1 protein-coding gene is annotated in these 556 nt (G+C 39.0%); it reads left to right on the forward strand.

The window, feature by feature from the left end:
* Positions 1 to 386: hypothetical protein (locus tag AC27HD_RS18840; RefSeq protein ID WP_487107811.1), on the forward strand; the 386-nt coding region annotated here is incomplete at its 5' end.
* Positions 387 to 556: the final 170 nt, after the last annotated feature.

Below are 556 nucleotides of genomic sequence, written 5' to 3' on the forward strand. Positions count from 1 at the left end.
GCTGCCTAAATATGACACCAAAACTTTGGCATAAAATAAGTAAGAGTATTGTCACTAATAAAAAGCGGATTTTATCTTCTTGCTTTGGCTCTTTTTTGGCATTAATGGCTATTAATGTCATAAGATCGTTAGGTGTTAACAACGACCTTTTAACTTTATTGAGCATTGTCTTCGCTTATATTTTCTTTGTAACTATCAGCTTATTTGTTCCTTGGTCTTGGTTTAGAAAAATCGCTACACCCAACAAGGAAAATAAAGGGATGTTCAAAGCCAATTATTATGTTGGAACTACTCTAGATTGGCTTTTTTCAATCATTCTCACACTGTGGTATTTTGGGATTTTGGTAATGTTTGCAGTAGCGGTTTTAACAAATGTAGGCAGCTAACAAAACACTGTAGTCACTCGCTGGCGCTCGTTGGGACACAAACACGTTGGCTCCCTTCGCTCCGCTTCGTATTTTAGCCAACGTATTTGTGCCCCTAAGTGGGGTGTTAATGTTCGATTTGGACCTGAAACCCGTCAAAAAAGGAACCCACGCTTATGTCCGCTTTGTCG

The organism is Alteromonas sp. 4NS20-0143 (assembly GCF_057542855.1).